A 15,735-nucleotide genomic window follows, 5' to 3' on the forward strand; every position below is an offset into this window, starting at 1 on the left:
AACAGTTGAACAAAAAAATGAGCTAATGGAGGGGGCGCGGGTCAATCAACCACTTGCGCTCAGCGCTGGTGCAATTCAGGCACCAAAATCTCCTGGCGTTAAATATAAATTTCCCGACTATTTCAATATTCCGATGGCCGACACGCCTTTTTCAGAACTCTACGGGCTAACCGTCCCAACCCTCATCATCCATCGCAGCAAATCGATCCTCATCCGATGCCCTGCTTTTACGCTGCAACAGCTTCTCCAGCCACGCCTCCTTGTCGCCGTTAAGCTGTAGCTGCAGTTCCTCGATCAATTCTTTCACATCGGGCCCACCCTTCACCTTCAGCGGATGAACGCCCAGCGCCAGAAGCTGGCGGGTTGCCGAGCCGCCGATGGAGCCGCAGTACACAATGTCGGCCCCCGCCAGCCACGCCAGTTTCGGCTTGAGCTTGTCTTCATTGCCGTCCTTCTTTTCCACCCCGAAAGATTGTGACGCAAGCAGGTTCGCTGCATCACTGCTGATCGCGTAGAGATAGAAGGCCTGCGCGGAACCGAAATGCTGATCCACCATATCGCCGTCCATGGAGGCGAAGGCCACCAGCAAGCACGCATCGTCAATCTGTGCATCAGCCACACAGCCGAGAGTATCCATAGCATTCATCACCTGCCCTCCCCTTGTATCACGCAGCTCGCGCAATTTTTTCGATCAGCAGTGGTTTCACCTGATCCGCCCAATCCTTCAATCGCTGTTCGGTGTACATGCCCTGCGTACGCTGATCGATCACCAGGCCGACAAAGCGGCCATCAATCACCGATGCAGAGTGATCAAAGGTGTAGCCGTCGACTGGCCAGTCACCGACCATTTCCGCGCCCAGTCCCTCGAATACGCGATACAGCGCGAAGAGCGAGCTGGCGAAGCGCTCTGAATAGCGCTCCTGGGCGCCAAGCCCAAACATGGCGATGCGTTTTCCGGATAAATCTGGAGACCCGAGCTGTTGCAGGAACTCTCCCCAGTTGCGCTCCAGGCAACCGGCACTGAGCCCGGGAATGTCGCCGACACCATAACTGGGCGTACCGAGGATCAACGCGTCATATTGCAGGAACTCCTCTACCGTAATGCGATTTACGTTCAACGGCTTGCTGGCGATATCCTCGCCGAGTATTTTGTAGAGTTTCTTGGCAATCAGGCGCGTGGTGCCTGTTTCAGTTCCGAAAAACATACCAATGCTTTGCATAAGGGCTCCCGGTGCAAGTGGCGAGTGTGTTCATCAGATAGTCCCGGCCGGGCGAAGGACGAAAGCCTGCCGAGAGTGATCCCGGCCAGAAATTTCCGCTCTTTATCGCGAACAGGAGCGCTATCCATGTGTTGTTCAGCAAAAATCAGGCCGCCCGAAATTTTTGCAAAAATAACCAAAGATTCAATTAGTTATGTTTTAGCGGAGAAAGCAGTAGCCACCGAAGGAGCCACGATTTGTCGCAAACCCTACACAGCGATAGCGGCTAGCTCCTACTTCCGATGTTGGGGACTATGCAGACAAGGCGACCAGAATCCACCCCCACCAGGCAGGCGGGGTTGCTTACATACCGGGATCGCTTCGCTCAGGTATCGCTCGTCCGCAACAGGATCTGTTGCATCGCCTTGTTTTTCAGCAGGTCGCTCAGGCAATAACCTTTCAGCACGTCGTAGAAGGCCTTTTCAGCTTCCTGGAGCACCGACTGCAGGGTGCATGCGGAAACCAGGATGCAGGGTGAGCAATCAATCACCGGCTGCCGGGGCTCGGTAGCTTCCACCACGTCGCCAATGTTGATCTTCGCGGCGTCAGCTCCCAGGGTAAAGCCGCCGCCCTTGCCGCGATGGGTCTCGATATACCCCAGTTTACCCAGCAGGTGGACCACCTTGCGCAGGTGCTCCCGGGATATTCCGTAGCTGTCGGCGATCTCCGCCATGGTGACACGCCGGCCGCTGTTGGTACCGATGTACAGTAGGACACGCAGCGAGAAATCGGTGTACAGGCTGAGTTTCATGACCTTTCCTGTCTATCTCCAGATAAAAAATTGTCAGGAACTTGTATTCCGGGGAGAATCCTATAAGATGTATTTGAAATACATTTTAACGGTGTTTCAACAATATTACATTCTTTCCCTGTCTGGAGTTCAATATGAGCCTTTTCGAAGACCTGGGTGGCGCGGCAGCACTGGATGCGGTCGTTGACGCCTTTTACCAGAAAGTCCTGGCCGATGACCGTGTAAACGGTTTCTTTGACAGCACCGACATGGAGCGGCAGGCGCGCAAGCAGAAGTCGTTCCTGTCATTCGCGTTCGGGGGGCCCAACAAGTACACGGGTAAAAACATGCGCGACGGCCACGCCCACTTGGTCGAGAGGGGGCTCAATGACTCCCATGTCGACGCGATTATTGAAATACTCGGCACAACGCTGCAGGAGTTTAACGTGCCCGCCGAGAAAATTCAGGCAGTGGCAGCCGTCGCCGAAAGCGTCCGGGACGACGTGCTGGGCAGAAGTTAATCGGGGGACAGCCTACCCAGCACCCGACAGCTTCCGCACTTCAACCCTGCTGGAACAACACATTCCGGGCGGGAACCGGGGCCGAGTAAGCAGTCTGCGCAGAACGGCTTACATTCCGCCCTGGTTTTTTTTGCCGCTACCCTGCATGCCTGCACCCTGCCCGGAGCCCTGTCCTTGCCCGTGCATGCCCATGTGGCCGCCGTACTCGGGTGGGTCGTCCGGCAGCTGCTTGCCCATGGCCTCAGCTCGCTGGCGCATCGCTTCATGGTGCGCCGCGCGTATCTGGTCGCGCTCCTGCTCGGTTTTGGCCGCGCGCATCTGGTCGCGATACGCGTTGCGTTCCTGCTCGGTCATAAGTTCGGAGCCATAGATATGCCCCTGCTGGTGAACCATCTGCTGCGAGCCCATACCGCCCTGTCCCTGGGCCAGGGCGAACGGCGGTACTACACACCCGGCGATCATCACCGCGGCCATCAAGTTTCTGTATTTCATCTTCAGGCACCTCCTCGTAATGGAAAAATCCCCTACTGAAACCGCAGGCGCAGTGCATTGGTCACCACCGACACCGAACTCAGGCTCATCGCCAGCGCCGCGATCATGGGCGACAACAGTAAGCCGGTGAACGGAAACAGGACGCCCGCCGCAACCGGCACCCCAATGCTGTTATAGAGAAAGGCGAAGCCGAGGTTCTGGCGCATATTGCCGACGGTGAGCTCCGACAGCCTGATCGCCTCGCCGATGCCGCGCAGGTCGCCCTTGACCAGGGTGACCTGCGCGCTGCTCATGGCAACGTCCGTACCGGTACCCATGGCGATACCCACCTGGGCCTGCGCCAGTGCCGGGGCATCGTTGATGCCGTCACCCGCCATGGCGACCACGGCGCCTTCGCCCTGCAGTTTCGCCACCAGTTCCAGCTTGCCCTGCGGGGTTATCTCGCCGTGGACTTCGTCGATGCCGAGCTCCTGGCCGACCGCCCGGGCGGTTCTCTCGCCGTCACCGGTGGCCATGATGATTCGCACCCCGGCCTCGTGAATCAGCCTGATCGCATCCCGACTGGACTGTTTCACCGGGTCGGCCACGGCGAGAATACCTGCCATCTCACCATCGACACCAAGAAAGATCACGCTCGCGCCCTTGTCGCGCAACTGATCGGCCTCGTCTGCGAAGCCATCAGGGTCGATACCGGATTCCCGCAACAGCGCGGTGTTACCCAACACCAGCCGCCTGCCCTCGACGTTTCCGGTTACCCCGATGCCGGATTCGGAGTCGAAATCCTGCACTGCCGCCAGTTCGATGCTCCGCTCGCGTGCCGCCTCCACGATGGCCATCGCCAGGGGGTGCTCGCTGCCCTGGTCGAGGCTGGCGGCGAGGCGCAGCACTTCCGACTCACTGCAGTCCTTCCCGCCAATCGCAGAACGGAATACCGGCCGGCCCTCGGTTAGCGTGCCGGTCTTGTCCACTACCAGGGTATCGACCTTGCGCAGGGCCTCGATGGCGGCCGCATCGCGGAACAGGATGCCCTGGTTGGCGGCCTTGCCGGTCGCCACCATGATCGACATCGGGGTCGCCAACCCGAGTGCACAGGGGCAGGCGATGATCAGTACCGAGACCGCGCTGATCAGGCCATGCACCCAGCCGGGCTGGGGACCAACCAGCCCCCAGGCGAAGAAGGTAATAATCGCGATGCCCACTACCACAACAACAAAATAGCCCGCCACCACATCCGCCATGCGCTGCATGGGAGCCCGGGAGCGCTGGGCCTGGCTCACCAGCTTGACGATCTGGGCCAGGGTGGAATCGTCACCCACGCTTTCGGCGCGAATGACCAGGCTGCCGCTGCGGTTCATGGTGGCGCCGATCACCTTGTCGCCCGGGCGCTTGGAGACCGGCACGGGCTCCCCGGTCAACATCGATTCATCCACCGCACTGCCGCCCTCGATCACTTCGCCGTCCACCGGCACTTTCTCGCCGGGGCGAACCCTTAAACTGTCGCCCTTGCTCACCTCGGCGAGGGGCACATCTTCCTCGCTGCCGTCTGCATTGATTCGGCGAGCGGTCTCGGGGGCGAGTTGCAGCAGCGCCTTTATCGCCTCGGAGGTCTTCGATCGCGCCCGAAGCTCGAACACCTGGCCCATCAGGGTCAGGCTGATAATCACTGCCGCCGCTTCAAAATACACACTGACCCTGCCGTCCATGAAGAACGCTTGCGGGAAGAGCTGCGGCGCCAGGGTTGCGATAACACTGTAGAGGTAGGCCGAGGCGGTGCCGAGACCGATCAGCGTCCACATGTTCGGGCTGCGGTTGACGAGCGACTGGACGCCCCGGATAAAAAATGGCAATCCGCACCACAGCACTACCGGTGTCGCGAGCAGCAACTCGACCCAGTTGTGCCAGCCGGGCGGCAACCAGCCATGGCCGAACATGGCGAGCACGAAAACGGCGAGGGAAAAAGGCAGGCTGAGGTAAAGGCGCCGGGTGAAGTCGACCAGTTCCGGATTCTCTTCCTCCTCCAGCGATGGCGCCTCCGGCTCCAGTGCCATACCACATTTCGGGCAGCTACCCGGCCCGAGCTGGCGAATCTCGGGGTGCATCGGACAGGTGTACCAGGCGCCGGGATCGCCCTCGCCTACGCCGCTCTCCGCAGCATGCAGGTAACGTTGTGGACTGGCGGAGAACTTTCCCTGGCACGAAGCACTGCAAAAAAAGTAGGTATGTCCCTCGTGCTCAGCGTGGTGAGGGGAATGCTGATCCACAGACATCCCGCAAACCGGGTCAGTCAGGCTCCCGGCTTTGTGCTGGTGGCTGTGCACGCCATGGTCACTCACATTTCACCCCGGGTTCAGGTTCAATGGATGTACTAACTGAAGGACAGGAAAACCCGGTGACAGTTCATTTTTGCCTGCCAACGCGGCAAATCGATATTGCCCTTGCCGTCACCGAGCAGTGCACTCAGCGCGCTGGTTATGGTAGCGCTGTCAACCTGTCGGCCCGATGCGCTATTTTCCAGCCTGCGCTACAGAACCCAGTTCCGCATCCAGCAGTATCTTCAGGGCCGCGACCATGTTTTCAGCAGGCCATTCCTGCTCGGCAAAGGAAATCCGCGACAGCATCGCACCTTCCAGCAACAGGATCAGGCCGTCGGTGAGGGTGTCGAGATTTTTCGCACCGGCCGCCTCGAGGCGGTCGCGGATGTACTGGCGGGCCCTGGCCCGGCCTGCATGGATGACCTCCAGCCCGGCGTGACCGGTGCCGCGCAACTCCACCGCGGCATTGGCCGCGGGACAGCCGCAGTGGGCCTGGCCGTGGCCACGCGCCACGAAGGACTCGAAGATGGCTTCGAGCTGGGCGCGCGGATCGTCGGGGCAGGTGGCGCAGATCTCATCCCAGCGGGCAAAATGCTCCTGCTGTCGCTCCTTCAGGTACTGGACCACGAGATCGTCCTTGGAGGCGAAGTTGCGGTACAGGCTCATCTTGTTGGTGTCCGCCTCGCAGACGATCGCGTCTATCCCCACGCAGTTGATGCCCTGGGAATAAAAGAGGTGCGAGGCCGCATCGATGATGCGGTCGCGTACGCGGGGTTTCGCTGTCGCGTGAGCCCCGGATTGCTCCTTCGGCTCGGGTGTACCTGAACTTGTCATAAAAATATCTCTTGACGAAGTGTGTTACCGGTCAGTAACATCCTATCACGTTACTGACCGGTCACATACTACCATTTTATATTTTTTAAGACAGCTGCCTGATACATCGGCAGCTGCCCGCGGTTCGACACCTTCCGGTGGCTACTCAAGCACCGGCCTGTACAGCTGACCGGCAACCGCAGCAAAGCCCCCGTTACAGAAAGGGGCCAGTATATCGCAAGGAACCAGAGCCATGAGACTGTCACGAAAACCACTGTTCGCGTCCCGCTCGCGCTGCCCGCACGCCCCTGTTGCGGCGCGTTCGCTGACCCTGCCCTTCTGGAAAACAGCACTGGCCTGCATGGGCACTGTACTGGTCGCGGGTGCCCTGCAGGGCTGCAAATCCGACGCCGCGCAGGCGGCCGATGCCCCTACCGCCCCGCAGGTTGATGTCCGGATCGTGGCGACCGGACAGGTCAAGGACTGGACCACCTTCACCGGCCACTTTGAAGCCGTGGAAAGTGTCGAGCTGCGGCCCCGGGTCAGCGGCTATATCGACGATGTCCGTTTCGATGAAGGCAGTGATGTCAGCCAGGGCGAGGTGCTGTTCGTGATCGACCAGCGCCCCTACCAGTTACAACTCGAACGCGCCCAGGCGGAGGTCGAGCGGGCCAGATCCCTGCGGGAACTGGCGCAGATCGATCTCGACCGCTCGGAAAAACTGATCAGTCTGAAAGCGGTATCCAAGGAGGAGTACGACCAGCGCGCCAGCAAGCTCAGCCAGGCCGAGGCGGAACTGCAGGCGGCCCAGGCGGCCCTGGAACAGGCCCAGCTCAACCTCGAGTACACCTATGTGGTCTCACCGATCGCCGGGCGGGTCTCGCGGGCGGAAGTCACCCGCGGCAACTATGTCACCGCCGGCAGCAGTGTACTGACCACGCTGGTTTCGCTGGACCCGATCTACGTTTCCTTCAATGCCGATGAGCACAGTTTCAACAACCTGAAGGGACTAATCCATGACGGCACCCTGCCCAGCGCCGGCAGCGGCGAATTACCGGTGCATGTGGGGCTGACCAGCGACGGCGACTTTCCCTACACCGGCCAGCTCACCTTCATCGACAACCGGGTCAATCGCGACACCGGCACCATTGCCTCGCGTGCCCTGATCAGCAATCCGGACGGCGAGTTTACCCCCGGCATGGCCGCCCGTGTGCGCCTGCAGGGCAGCGGCAGCTACCAGGCGGCACTGGTGGATGACGCCGCCATCGCCACCGACCAGGATCGCAAGTATGTGCTGGTAGTGAATGACAAGGGTGTCGTCGAGTACCGCCGGGTATATACCGGCAGCCTCTATGAGGGCCGCCGTATTGTCCAGGATGGCCTCGATGGCGGTGAAAGAATCGTGGTGCACGGCCTGCAGCGCATCCGCCCCGGCATGACCGTACAGCCCAACGTAATCGAAGCCGCCGCGCCTGACGCGGCCAAGCTGGCATTCCGCTTCTGAGGGCTGGTCACGGATGAAATTTACCCACTTCTTTATCGAACGGCCGATTTTCGCCAGCGTGCTCTCCGTGCTGGTGCTGGTCGCCGGCCTGCTGGCGATGAACAAGCTGCCGATCGCCGAGTACCCCGAAGTCAGCCCGCCCACCATCGTGGTACAGGCGCAGTTCCCGGGAGCCAGCCCCGAGGTGATCTCGGAGACCGTCGCCGCGCCGCTGGAACAGGAAATCACCGGTGTGGAGGACATGATCTACATGAACTCCCGGGCGCAGCAGGACGGCTCGCTGTCGATCACCGTGGTCTTCGGCCTCGGTGCGGATATCGACCGCGCCCAGGTGCAGGTACAGAACCGCGTCGCCCAGGCCCTGCCGCGGCTGCCGGCGGAGGTCCGCGCGTTGGGCGTGACCGCCCAGAAGAGTTCGCCGGACCTGACCATGGTGGTACACCTGTTCTCGCCGGATGACCGCTACGACGGCCTCTACCTGCGCAACTACGCCCTGATCCAGGTACGCGACGCGCTGGCGCGCCTGCCCGGCGCCGGTGATGTGCGTATCTTCGGCTCCGGCGACTACGCCATGCGCGTGTGGCTGGACCCGCAAAAACTCGCAGCCCGCAAGCTCACTGCGGGCGATGTGATCGCCGCGCTGCGCGAGCAGAATGTGCAGGTGCCTGCCGGTTCGGTCGGCGGCGCGCCGATGTCCAATGCCATCGACTTCCAGCTCGCCATCAACGCCCAGGGACGACTGCAAAGCATCGACCAGTTCGAGAACATCATCGTCAAGGTCGGCGACAAGGGCGAACTCACCTACCTGCGCGACGTCGCCCGGCTGGAACTGGGTGCCGGGGAATACGCCCTGCGCAGCATGCTGGACAACCGCTCCGCGGTGGCCATCCCGGTCTTCCTGCAGCCCGGAGCCAACGCACTGGAGCTGGCGGACCAGGTCAAGTCCACCATGGACGACCTCGCCACCCGCTTCCCCGAAGGGGTGGAATACAGCATCGTCTACGACTCCACGGTGTTCGTCGCCGAATCCATCCAGGCGGTGATTCACACCCTGCTGGAAGCCACCCTGCTGGTGGTCATCGTGGTGCTGCTGTTCCTGCAGAGCTGGCGCGCGGCGTTGATCCCGATCATCGCGGTGCCGATCTCCATTGTCGGCACGCTGGCGGCCCTGCTGCTGTTCGGCTTCTCTATCAACACCCTCACCCTGCTCGGCCTGGTGCTGGCGGTGGGCATCGTGGTGGACGACGCCATCGTGGTGGTGGAAAACGTCGAGCGCGGCATCGAGGACGGGCTCTCCCCGCGCGAGGCGGCGCATCGTTCCATGGATGAGGTGGCCGGCCCGATCATCGCGATCTCGCTGGTGCTGTGCGCGGTGTTCGTACCACCGGCGCTGGTGGACGGTTTCAACGGCGCGTTCTACCGCCAGTTCGCACTGTCGATCGCCTTCGCCTCGATCCTGTCCGCGTTCAACTCCCTGACCCTCTCCCCCGCCCTTTGCGCCCTGCTGCTGAAGCCCCACCACGCCGAGCCCGACCGGGTGCAGCGGATGATCAACGGCGCGTTCGGCTGGCTGTTCCGGCCCTTCAACCGCCTGTTCGACCGCGCGGCGATCTCCTACCAGAACGGGGTCAAACGGGTTCTGCGGGTCAGCGGGCTGTCGCTGGCTATCTATGCCCTGCTGGTGGCCGCCGCCGGCATCAGCTTCCAGCAGACCCCGGAAGGTTTCGTGCCGGAGCAGGACAAGGGTTACCTGATCACCACGGTCTCCCTGCCGCCGGGCGCCTCCATCGAACGCACCGAGGAAGTGGCGCGGGAGATCTGGAACTACGCCCAGGAGATTCCGGGTTTCCGCCACGCGGTGCAGTTCCCCGGCCTGTCCCTCAACGGCTTTACCCGCGCCTCCAACAGCGCGATCATCTTCCTGCCGCTGGACCCCTTCGAGGAGCGCGGCGCGGACCAGTCCGGCCCCGCCCTGGCGGCCAAGTTGAATGCCAGACTGGCGGGGCTCAAGGACGCCTTCGCCATGGTCATCTCCGCCCCGCCGATTCGCGGCTTCGGGCCGGCGGGCGGCATCAAGATGCAGATCGAGGATCGCACCGCCAGCGGTATCGATAACCTCAACGCCATGACCCAGGCAGTGGTCGCCGAGGCGCGCAAGCGTCCCGAACTGGCCGGCGCATACAGCAACTTCGAGATCAATGCGCCGCAGCTGTTTGCCGATGTGGACCGGGAGAAAGCCAAGCGCATGGGCATCAACCTGGACGACCTGTTCCTGACTATGCAGGCCTACCTCGGTTCCTACTACGTCAACGACTTCAACCAGTTCGGCCGCACCTTCCGGGTGATGGTGCAGGCCGACCAGCGCTTCCGCGCCGAGGCCGACGACGCCCTTCTGCTGCAGACCCGCAACCAGGACGGCGCGATGGTGCCGCTGGGCGCAGTGATGAAACTGGACCAGAGCTACGGTCCCAACCTCGTGCAGCGCTACAACGGCTACCCCTCGACGGACCTCAACGCCAAGCCCGCCCCGGGCTACAGCTCCGGCGAGGCGATTGCCGCCTACGAGGAAGCGGCGCGGGCTGCCCTGCCCAAGGGCGTCACCTTCAGCTGGACGGAAATCGCCTTCCAGCAGGTGCAGTCCGCCGGCGCCCTCACCCTGGTGTTGCCGCTGTGCGTGCTGCTGGTGTTCCTGGTGCTCGCGGCGCAGTACGAGAGCATCAAGCTGCCGCTGGCGGTCATCCTGATCGTGCCGATGTGCCTGCTGAGCGCGGTCCTCGGCCTGTTGCTGATGGGCTCGGAAATCAACATCTTCACCCAGGTCGGCCTGTTCGTGCTGATCGCCCTGGCGGCGAAAAACGCCATCCTGATCGTCGAGTTCGCCCGCGAGCTGCAGGCCCAGGGCAAGTCGATTGCCGAAGCCGCCCTTGAAGCCTGCCGTCTGCGCCTGCGCCCGATCATCATGACCTCCTTCGCGTTTATCTTCGGTGTGATTCCGTTGATGGTCGCCACTGGCGCGGGCGCCGAGCTGCGCAATGCACTGGGTATCGCGGTGGTCTTTGGCATGCTCGGGGTAACCTTTTTCGGCATCTTCTTTACCCCGCTGTTCTATGTGGTGCTGCAGGGACTGGGGCTGCGGAAACAGCAACCTGCAGAGGAAAACGTTCCGGGATTGGACCAGGGCTGAATTTCCTGCTTGCCACAGGCGCTTTGGGATGCTCAAGTAGGCCACTCGTTGCGTACAGGTTCTATATCCCATGCTGTTACCCGCCCTCGCGGTCATCTGCGGTCTTATCCTGCTGGTCTGGAGCGCGAACTGGTTCGTCGAGGGCGCCGCCATCAGCGCCAGCTATTGCCGGGTGCCGCCGCTGCTGATCGGCATGCTGGTGGTCGGCTTTGGCACGTCCATGCCGGAGATGGTGGTGTCGGCATTTTCGGCGGCGCAGGGAAATCCGGGGCTGGCGCTGGGCAACGCCTACGGCTCCAACATTACCAACATCGCCCTGATCCTCGGGCTCGCCGCGCTGATCAGCCCCATCGCGGTCAATTCCACCATCCTGCGCAAGGAGCTGCCGATCCTGACCCTGGTTACCGCTATTGCGGCAGCCCAGTTGCTGGACGGCAATATCAGCCGGCTGGATGCCGGTGTGCTGCTCGCCCTGTTTGCCGGCCTGATGGGCTGGACGATCTACCAGGGCCTGCGCCGTTCCGGCGACGGCCTCGGCAGGGACATCGCGGCGGAAATGGATACCCGGGCCATGCCCCTGCGCCGCGCCCTGGTCTTTCTCGTGGTCGGCCTGCTGGTACTGGTGGCCAGTTCGCGCTTGCTGGTCTGGGGCGCCGTGGACATTGCCCACAGCTTCGGCGTCAGCGACCTGGTCATTGGCCTGACGGTGATTGCTGTCGGCACTTCGCTGCCGGAACTCGCCTCTACCCTGATCGCCGCGCGCAAGGGGGAACACGACCTGGCAGTGGGCAACGTACTCGGCTCCAACCTGTTCAACACGCTCGCCGTGGTCGGGATTGCCGGGAGCATTCACCCGATGCCGGTATCACCGGAGGTGCTCGACCGCGACGTACTGGTGATGGCCGCCCTGACCCTGTCGCTCTACCTGGTCTGTTACGGCTATCGCAAGCCCGGCAATATCGACCGCTTCGAAGGCGCGGGGCTGCTGCTTTGCTACCTGGCGTACACCGGCTTCCTGCTGGCCACCGCACTCAAGTCGTAACTTGCGCCGGCACAGCCTATACTTTTTCGATCAGGGGAGCCGCAAGGGGCAACGGCACAACCAATGGATGCAACACTGAGCCACGCATTCACAGTTTTCATGGACGACCTGCAGGTCGCCTCGGCGGATCACCAGATCCTTCGCGGAGGTTTTGGAGGCACTGTACCCGAATTCCTCAAGACCAACGGACTCGCCTGAGATGAGAGCCCTGCTGCTCGCCTGTTTCGCGCTGCTCGCCAGCCTGCCCCTGCACGCCGAAGACCTGTTGCCGGAAAGCGGCGTCTGCCGCGAGGAGCGCAGGACTTACGCCAGGTTGCAGGAGCAGCTCGCAGGTTTCCAGCGCCAGGCCACTGCCATCGAGGACATTCTCGAAGGCGACGCCGACGCGGACCTCGGTGTAGATGAGATCGTCGCTCTGCTCTCGGGAGACGACGGCGAAGCGGCGCCGACCCACGCGGCGGAGAACGTGCGCTGCGAGGCGCTACAGGCAGGCTACCGTAAGACCCGCGAAGCACTGGTCTGGCAGAAGGCGCAACTGGTCCGCCTGCGCGCCGAAAACTGGGCCAACCTGCCCGCGCCCGCCCGCGAGGGCATGCTTGACCTGTGGGCTTCGCGGGCCCGGCTCAGCCGCAGCACCCGGCAGGTCGCTGACATATCCGGCACGAGCAACGCGGAGTTACTCCGTGAAATTGCCCTGCTCGACAGCCGCCTGCAAAGCGGGCGCCTCGCCTACCTGCAGATGCTAAAGACCCTGCAGGGAAACGTGTCCGCGCAGGTCATCGATGACTGGTTGCAGCACTGGCGGCAATCCCTGGATTTAAACCGTACCGCGGCCACACCCCCGGAAAACCTGCTGCGCGAAGCCAGCGCGGAGCTGTCCGGCGCGGTCCACCGCCACTACCGGCTCGCCGCCATGGATACGCTGATCCAGGCCCGGGCCTACAACGCCGTTCGCGGCTGGCTCTGGGCCGAGCACCACAACGCATTCCGCAGTGCCCTGGCGGGCGCGGGCGACAGCGCCCGCCTGCTCTACGACGAGGGCCGGGCCATGCAGGGCATCCTGCTCTCCATGCTGCCCGCGATCGCCGAGGACTTTGCCAGTACCGCCGGGGGTACACGCGGCAAACGCTGGTTGCTCGGCTTCGAGTACCTGCTGGGGCTGGGCGCTTTTATCGCGCTGGGATTCTTCGCCCGCGCCAGTCGCGGCCCCGCCAATCGCGCACAGGCCGCCTTTGCCCGGCGCTGTCACGGCAGCCGCGCCCGCGCCCAACTGGTGCGCATGACCGCGCCGATTCCCGAGTTGTTGCCCTGGATCCTCGGCTGGCTCGGTCTCGCAGTACTGGAGCACCAGTACCGCAACCACCACCTGCCGCTGCTGCTGCCCCTGCTGCCCTTCGCCCGCCTCTACATCGTCTACGGCTTGCTGTGCCTGGCCGGGGAGTGGTTCCTGCACCGCATCGCGAGCCTCGCGGGCAGCTACCTCAACGGCCAGCAGCAACAGGCCGCGGTGCTGCGGGCGCGGCGTTTCGCCCGGATCGTGATCCTGCCGTGGCTGCTGATGGACGTTGTCGGGATGACCCTCGGTTCGTCGCTCAGCCTCGCCCTGCTCGACTGGCTCACCGTAGCCGCCATGCTGGTCGCGCTGGGCCTGCTGCTGCTTCCCTGGCGCAGCGAATTTATCCGCGCACTGCAGTCCATCCTGCCCTCGGCCTGGGATGCTCCGGCGGAGCGCCTGTTTGCCGACTGGCGCTTCGTGCTGCTGGCGCCGCTGGCGACACCCTTCCTGCTGGCCGCGCTGCTGGTGTTCTTCGTGCACAAGGGGCTGGTGGACTACGACTGGTACCGGCGGCTGATGGCGCGCGGCTTCAAGCTGCGCTCCGGCCAGGCCGACGAGGACGCCGTGTCGCTGTCCGACGAAAGTGCCCTGGCCCGCTACCAGGTGTACTTCGGTGAAACCCTGGATGCGGGCGAACCTCCGTTCATTGTGGTGGATGTGGGCGAGCGCCTGCAGAAGTCCCTGGATGCCTGGCTGGGGGAGAAATCCGAGGAAAATTCCCTGTTGTTCAACGGCGAGCGGGGCTCCGGCAAAACCACCGTACTGATGAAAACCTGCGAATGGCTCGGCCGGCAGGAGGCCGCACCGAGAGTCGAGTACGTTGAGGTGCCCGCCAAGTGCGCGAGCCCCGAGGCCATCGCTGCACTGCTGGAACCGATACTCGGCGTCGGCCTCGTCGACGGTCCGGCGGAACTGGTCAAATCGGATACCGACCGCGAGCCGACAGTACTGGTGCTGGACAACGCGCAGAACTGTTTCCTGCGCCGGGTCGGGGGCCTGCAGGGCTGGGAGTTCCTGCTCGGCCTGACCCGCGCCCGGCTGCGCAACGTGTTCTGGGTAGTGGCGATGAACAACCAGAGCTGGGCCTATCTCGGCAACGTATTCGGCCGCGACTACCAGTTCGGCACCCTGCTGCATACCCGACCCTGGAGCCAGAACGATATCCGCTCCCTGATTCTCTCGCGCAACCAGCTCAGCGGCTGCAAGATTCACTACGACAGCATCCTGCTCTCCTCCCGCGGTCCGGAAGCCGGCAATATCCGCAACGCGGAGCAACTGTATTTCAGCCTGTTGTGGGACGCCTGCCGCGGCAATCCGCTGCTCGCGCTACGCCTGTGGCTGACCTCGGTCACGGTCAACGGCAGCAGCGTGACGGTGGGCCTGCCAGTAGAGGTGGCCGGCGCTGCGCTGGAGCGCCTGGACAAGGAAATGCACTTCACCTACGCCGCGCTGGTCCTGCACGAAAACATGACCAGCGAGGAACTGGTGGCGACGACCGCACTGCCGGAAAGCAGGGTGCGGGCGGCACTGAAAATTGCCTTCGATATCGGCCTGGTACAACGTTCGGCGAACCGGCGCTACCGGATCGTGCCGCTCTGGTATCCGGCCATCACCCGCCTGCTGGCGAGGAAAAACCTCCTCCATGAATGAAAACGGCGACAAACTGATCGAACAGTTCGACGTCGTGGCCGACATGTTCGACGCCACGACGCTGCTGCTCCTGCTGGCCGGCATCCTCACCATCTGGCTGCTCAACTGGTTCGTGCGCCGCTTCTGCGAACTGCTGATGGAGCGCATGCCCTCCCGCCGCTTCCAGTTGCTGCAACTGTCGACCCTCACCACTTTCGTACTCTATATCGGCGGCACCGTGGTCCTGATCGTCGGGGTGCTGCAGCCGCCGAAGGAATTCCTGATCGCCGTCGGCGGTTCCATCGCCGTCGCCCTCGGCTTTGCCCTGAAAGACGTTGCGGCCTCCCTGGTCTCCGGCATCATGCTGTTGTTTGACCGGCCCTTCCAGGTGGGCGACCGGGTCTCCTTCAACGATACCTACGGCACCATCACCGCGATCACTCTGCGCTCGGTGCGCCTGCAGACACTCGACGATAATACGGTGACGATTCCGAATTCGCGCTTTATCACCGATGTGGTGGCGTCGGGCAACATGGGCGCCATGGAGATGATGGTCACCGCCGACTTCCACCTCGCACTGGACGCGGATATCGACCAGGCGCGGGACATCATCCGCCAGGTCATTGTCACCAGTCGCTTCGCCTTCCTGAAAAAGCCGGTGACCTTTTCCATCGAGGAAGTCGCACTCGCCGAGCGTATCGCTATCCGCCTGCGCGCCAAGGCCTACGTCCTCGACGTCGACCACGAGAAGGATTTCAAAACCGATATCACCCGGCGCGCCACCCGCCTGCTGCTGGAGGCGGGCATCCAGCGTCCCACCCGCGATTGAGCCCACTACAAAACCGTTGATTATTTCTTATACTGTTTAGCAGGAACCATCTAACCGGACCCGCCCGGTGCTACCGGAGGGACG

General features: G+C 62.8%; 13 protein-coding genes. 7 read left to right on the plus strand and 6 right to left on the minus strand.

Translation table 11 applies throughout. The features are described 5' to 3' along the window. Positions 1–166: 166 nt before the first annotated feature. The 3 genes from ACNKU3_RS11940 to ACNKU3_RS11950 all read right to left on the minus strand — a co-directional run bounded on the left by ACNKU3_RS11940 (position 167) and on the right by ACNKU3_RS11950 (position 2,010). Positions 167–637 (minus strand): NifB/NifX family molybdenum-iron cluster-binding protein, encoded by a 471-nt coding sequence (locus ACNKU3_RS11940; RefSeq protein WP_418259696.1) that lies wholly within the window; start codon positions 635–637, stop codon positions 167–169. 28 nt (positions 638–665) lie between these two features. Further along, positions 666–1,220 (minus strand): flavodoxin, encoded by a 555-nt coding sequence (locus ACNKU3_RS11945; protein ID WP_418259697.1) that lies wholly within the window; start codon positions 1,218–1,220, stop codon positions 666–668. 364 nt (positions 1,221–1,584) lie between these two features. Continuing rightward, positions 1,585–2,010, minus strand: coding sequence for an RrF2 family transcriptional regulator (locus ACNKU3_RS11950; RefSeq protein ID WP_418259698.1), 426 nt, complete (start codon positions 2,008–2,010; stop codon positions 1,585–1,587). A gap of 134 nt (positions 2,011–2,144) precedes the next feature. Here ACNKU3_RS11950 and ACNKU3_RS11955 point away from each other — a divergent pair, with 134 nt between their 5' ends. Continuing rightward, positions 2,145–2,510: a group I truncated hemoglobin gene (locus tag ACNKU3_RS11955; protein WP_418259699.1), complete on the plus strand. Its 366-nt coding sequence runs from the start codon at positions 2,145–2,147 to the stop codon at positions 2,508–2,510. Between the two features lie 108 nt (positions 2,511–2,618). Here ACNKU3_RS11955 and ACNKU3_RS11960 read toward each other — a convergent pair whose 3' ends face one another. From ACNKU3_RS11960 to ACNKU3_RS11970, 3 genes are all read right to left on the minus strand, one after another. Continuing rightward, positions 2,619–3,002: a hypothetical protein gene (locus ACNKU3_RS11960; RefSeq protein ID WP_418259700.1), complete on the minus strand. Its 384-nt coding sequence runs from the start codon at positions 3,000–3,002 to the stop codon at positions 2,619–2,621. 32 nt (positions 3,003–3,034) lie between these two features. Then, positions 3,035–5,320 (minus strand): heavy metal translocating P-type ATPase, encoded by a 2,286-nt coding sequence (locus ACNKU3_RS11965; protein WP_418259998.1) that lies wholly within the window; start codon positions 5,318–5,320, stop codon positions 3,035–3,037. 186 nt (positions 5,321–5,506) lie between these two features. Continuing rightward, a complete protein-coding gene (locus tag ACNKU3_RS11970) occupies positions 5,507–6,148 on the minus strand; it encodes a TetR/AcrR family transcriptional regulator (protein ID WP_418259701.1) in 642 nt (213 codons plus the stop codon). 232 nt (positions 6,149–6,380) lie between these two features. Here ACNKU3_RS11970 and ACNKU3_RS11975 point away from each other — a divergent pair, with 232 nt between their 5' ends. The 6 genes from ACNKU3_RS11975 to ACNKU3_RS12000 all read left to right on the plus strand — a co-directional run bounded on the left by ACNKU3_RS11975 (position 6,381) and on the right by ACNKU3_RS12000 (position 15,651). Continuing rightward, entirely contained in the window at positions 6,381–7,631 is a 1,251-nt protein-coding gene (locus ACNKU3_RS11975) for an efflux RND transporter periplasmic adaptor subunit (RefSeq protein WP_418259702.1), read from the plus strand. 13 nt (positions 7,632–7,644) lie between these two features. Beyond that, a complete protein-coding gene (locus ACNKU3_RS11980) occupies positions 7,645–10,815 on the plus strand; it encodes an efflux RND transporter permease subunit (protein WP_418259703.1) in 3,171 nt (1,056 codons plus the stop codon). A gap of 70 nt (positions 10,816–10,885) precedes the next feature. Next, positions 10,886–11,857, plus strand: coding sequence for a calcium/sodium antiporter (locus ACNKU3_RS11985; protein WP_418259704.1), 972 nt, complete (start codon positions 10,886–10,888; stop codon positions 11,855–11,857). Positions 11,858–11,920: 63 nt separating this feature from the next. Next, positions 11,921–12,055 (plus strand): hypothetical protein, encoded by a 135-nt coding sequence (locus tag ACNKU3_RS11990; RefSeq protein ID WP_418259705.1) that lies wholly within the window; start codon positions 11,921–11,923, stop codon positions 12,053–12,055. Position 12,056: 1 nt separating this feature from the next. Next, positions 12,057–14,843 (plus strand): AAA family ATPase, encoded by a 2,787-nt coding sequence (locus tag ACNKU3_RS11995; RefSeq protein ID WP_418259706.1) that lies wholly within the window; start codon positions 12,057–12,059, stop codon positions 14,841–14,843. After that, positions 14,836–15,651: a mechanosensitive ion channel family protein gene (locus ACNKU3_RS12000; protein WP_418259707.1), complete on the plus strand. Its 816-nt coding sequence runs from the start codon at positions 14,836–14,838 to the stop codon at positions 15,649–15,651. Before ACNKU3_RS11995 ends, ACNKU3_RS12000 begins: the two co-directional genes overlap by 8 nt. Positions 15,652–15,735: the final 84 nt, after the last annotated feature.

This window comes from Haliea sp. E17 (assembly GCF_048323675.1).
Lineage (GTDB): Bacteria > Pseudomonadota > Gammaproteobacteria > Pseudomonadales > Halieaceae > Mangrovimicrobium.